The sequence below is a fragment of the Anaerolineae bacterium genome (assembly GCA_016931895.1).
In the GTDB taxonomy this organism is placed as follows: Bacteria; Chloroflexota; Anaerolineae; order 4572-78; family J111; genus JAFGNV01.
The window spans coordinates 1-3,607 of record JAFGDY010000090.1 but is presented as its reverse complement, the minus strand read 5'-3'; the positions used below and the strand labels follow the sequence as shown (position 1 = coordinate 3,607).

Here is a 3,607-nt window from a genome sequence, read left to right as displayed (position 1 = left end):
TATTGAGATAGGGTAATCACAATGATACGGGGTTGAGCCACGTTAGGTCAAGCCCTGGCGTGGCTCATGATTTATGACCACGCCTCAAGTAAATGTAAAGTGGTAGTGAAGTTAAGCAACGGGTCGCGGGTTGACATGGCAAAATAGCAGGGTTGGGGGAAAGGTTTCTCCGGCGCGGGAAAGTCGGCGTTGAGGATTTCGTTGAGTTGGTGGGCCAGCACGTCAAAGGTGCAGGTGGGGATCTCTCTTAAGCGTCTTTCCAGCGAGATGGTTTCTTCCACTTTGCCAATCCGCTGCATGCGGCGCAAAATTTGGCTGCCAACCGGCTCGTTATGAATAAGCTCTACCAAATTTTGGCGAACAACCGGCATCTGAAAAATAGAGGTCATGGTTCTGATCCCCCACAAGTGCAGGTTGGAAAATTGCAGGGCCAGTTTGGAAACAAAGGGCGATATCAGCACGATGTTTTTAATGCGATATTGCAGGTGGTGCAAAGCTCTGAGGGCTAAAATACCGCCAAATGAAAAGCCCATTATTGAAACGGTGGCATAACCCAGCCGGTCAATAAATTCTTCCAGCATAGCGCCGATCAAGGCGCTGGAGAAAGGAACGGGAAAGGGGGTTGATTTGCCATGTCCGGGTAGTTCAAAAAAGTAGGTAGTGAATCGCTGCCCCATAAATTGCGCCAACGGTAGCCAGTTACGGATTTCGGAAATGGTGGCCGGGGCAATGACCAGCGGCGGGCCTTCGCCACACCTGATATAGTGCAAGGTGGTTAGCGGTAGTTTGATCTGGTGAAACGTCACCTGGGGCGCAACCAACTCTGGCAGCATAGAACTTTTCCTGCCTCAGTTTTTAGAAAGGTTTTTGTTGGGTGCGTCCAAAATTTTTGGAAAGCACAGGGGGGAATTGGGGGGGGACACCGTCTATGCATAGCACAGATTCACACCCCCGATCCTCCTAAAATGTCGGACAGACCCTTTTTGTTGAAAACAATGGCAACTTACCGATAGGGTATGTTCACAGGGCGCGTTGGTAACTACGATGCCGTTTGTACCACGTCATTCCCCCAATGGCTTTCATTTCGGCCAGGCTTTTGGCATTGCCTTCTTCAATTTGGATGATTTCCATCTGTTCAACCGGGTGGGTTTGGACCGTTTTCTGGAGTTCGGTGTAAAGAATGGTGTTAACGCCCAACCCTCGATATTCCGGCAGCAGTCCCAACCCATTAATGTTGAGCCGTTTGGCCCGGCTGCGTTCTTGCCAAATGTAAAACCAGCCAAACGGCCACAGACGACCGCCGGCTTTTTGCAGCCCCGGCGATAGGTCGCGGTAGGCCGCCACAAAACCCACAATGTCATCATCTTTCAGAACCAGTTTGATCAACTCCGGTTCGGCCACGCTCAATAGCGTGTCAACAATGAGAGCCGTTTCTTCGCGGGTGGGGGGAAAATAAGTATGGGTGTTTTCAAACGCCCGGCGATGCGCTTCGATAGCGCGGGGAACCCAGGCCCGCAGTTCCGCCTTATTCCTGAATTTTTTTACGCGGAACCCCCGCCGGGTTTTGGCCCGTTCGGCCAATTTAAAGAAGCGTTCGTCAAGGGCATAGTCGCCGGGCAGCAGGCCGGAGACATAATCCGTGTCTTTTTCAAAGCCACAGGCGCTCAACAAATGGTCGTAATAGGGAAAGTTGTAGGCAATGCCCATCGCCGGGAGATATTCAAACCCCTCAACCAGTATCCCGCCACCTTCTGAGGCCAAAACACCTCTGGGGCCAACCATCGTTTGTAAGCCCTGCTCTTTGGCCCAATCAAAGGCGGCGTCAAACAGGGCTTGGGCAACTGCGGTGTCTTCTACCGCGTCGAAGTAGCCAAAAAAAGCGGTGTTGGCCCGGCGAAACGCATTGTAATTACGGTTGTTTAGCACGGCCACCCGGCCCAGGGTTTGGCCGTTATGTTCGGCCACAAAAAAATCTGCGGCCGAATGGCGATAGAAGGGATGCTTTTCACGATTGAGGGCATGCTTGACACTTGAAACCAGCGGCGGCACCCAAAGAGAACAATCTTTGTAGAGGTCAAAAGGAAATTCTACAAATTGGCGAACATCTTTTTGGCAGGCGGCATCAATTTTGCGAACTGGCAACGGTTCCTCTCTTCATTTAAACGTGGTCATACTTGCGGAATTTTTTGGGGGATATAGCGCGGCCAACCCCGTTGCAGAAGCACCGGCACCTTGCGTAACATGGCCGAGAATTTCCACATATAGGGGCCGCCGGGCCGGATTGCGCCGGTTTCGATGGCGCGGCGTAAATCGGCGCTGGTGCTGCCGGGAAACCAGGTAAAGGCGTGCCCGGCGCTGTAGGGGATATGCGAGTCGCTGCTGCCCATTTGCGGCAGTTTTGGCCCGTAATGGTTGAAGATAAGGGTCAATAAATTGCCAATGAGGCTGGCCGGACTGCCGTGGCGCGTCTCCACGGCATCAAGGGGCAAATGCAGAATAGCTGCGCCCAGGCTTTTGCCGGGGGTAAAGGGATGGACGGCCACCGCCAGGCCCCCTTGCCGGTGAATTGCGCCAATCGCCTCGGCGGCGGTTCTGAACACCGGCAGGTTGGATTGCAGGAAAAGCCCCAATAGTTCACCATCCCCGGTGGATACTTCCTGACCGATGACAACCTCAAGCTGCGGCGCGTGTCTGCGGGCATACTCTTGGGCCACAAATGCGCCGGCGGCGGTGTCGTGGTCGGTAATGGCAATCACTTTGAGGGGAGTGTGCCGGGCAATGTAGTCAACATTTTCAGCGGGGTCCATTAACCCGTCGCTATAGGTGGTGTGAATGTGCAGGTCGGCCTTATTCCACATAATCTCCTCTTTACCAGCAGCATAATCCGGGCAAAGGGTAAGCCTTGTAGTTTAAGTTGGTTTTAAGGTCGTGTTAATAATTCGTTAACCTTGAGTAAACCCTTTTTAATATGTTGGCTAATGAACAATCTTTGGTAGTAAGCCTCTGTACCTCCCCAAAAACATCATGCAAGATTTACATAGTTTTAACAGGTTGTTAATAAGGTCTTAAAAGACTCTTAACTTGCAAGCCCTAAACTTTAGCGATGGCAGTGCATATTCCATATTAAAGTGAGGGCCAATGGAACTCCAGGCTGTAACCGTTGTTGTCCCTACCCGTAATGAGGCGCATAATATACCCGTTTTTTTGCAATCGCTGCATTCCGCTGTGTCGCTCATTGTGGTAGACGCCAGCGACGACGAAACCCCTGAGTTGATCCGGAAAACTCGGCCCTCCCGGACGCGGGTCATTTCCAGTTCCGCCAAAATTGCCGAGGCGCGTCAAATTGGGGCTGAAGCCGCCAATACTCCCTGGCTGTTGTTCACCGACGCCGACGTTGTTTTTGCCCCGGATTATTTTGACCAGTTGCGCGCGTATCATCACGCTTTCGACTCGCTGTACGGGCCCAAACTGTCACAAGGTCAATACAGGGGCTACTACCGCCGGTTCAGTTACGGGCAACAACTCTTGCATAATTTGGGGATTCCGGCCGTGTCCGGCTCAAACCATCTGGTGAACCGGCAGGTGTTTTTGGATATTGGCGGGTATG

The 3,607-nt window shown here is 52.3% G+C and carries 4 protein-coding genes; 1 reads left to right on the top strand and 3 read right to left on the bottom strand.

Translation table 11 applies throughout. The annotated features are described in order from the left end of the window. Positions 1–71: 71 nt before the first annotated feature. From JW953_07070 to JW953_07060, 3 genes are all read right to left on the bottom strand, one after another. Positions 72–833 carry an alpha/beta hydrolase gene (locus JW953_07070; GenBank protein MBN1992450.1) on the bottom strand — a complete coding sequence of 254 codons (762 nt, stop codon included), beginning with the start codon at positions 831–833 and terminating at the stop codon, positions 72–74. A gap of 187 nt (positions 834–1,020) precedes the next feature. Beyond that, complete coding sequence (locus tag JW953_07065) at positions 1,021–2,142, bottom strand: hypothetical protein (protein ID MBN1992449.1); 1,122 nt, start codon at positions 2,140–2,142, stop codon at positions 1,021–1,023. 26 nt (positions 2,143–2,168) lie between these two features. Next, on the bottom strand, positions 2,169–2,858 hold the full coding sequence (locus JW953_07060; protein MBN1992448.1) for a PHP domain-containing protein: 690 nt from the start codon (positions 2,856–2,858) through the stop codon (positions 2,169–2,171). A gap of 280 nt (positions 2,859–3,138) precedes the next feature. Between JW953_07060 and JW953_07055 the strand changes: the two genes are divergently transcribed. Next, positions 3,139–3,607: glycosyltransferase family 2 protein (locus tag JW953_07055; GenBank protein MBN1992447.1), on the top strand; the 469-nt coding region annotated here is incomplete at its 3' end.

Coding starts and splice junctions, on each gene's coding strand:
- JW953_07070 (MBN1992450.1), bottom strand. CDS start 833: ATGCTGCCAGAGTTGGTTGCGCCCCAGGTGACGTTTCACCAGATCAAA.
- JW953_07060 (MBN1992448.1), bottom strand. CDS start 2,858: ATGTGGAATAAGGCCGACCTGCACATTCACACCACCTATAGCGACGGG.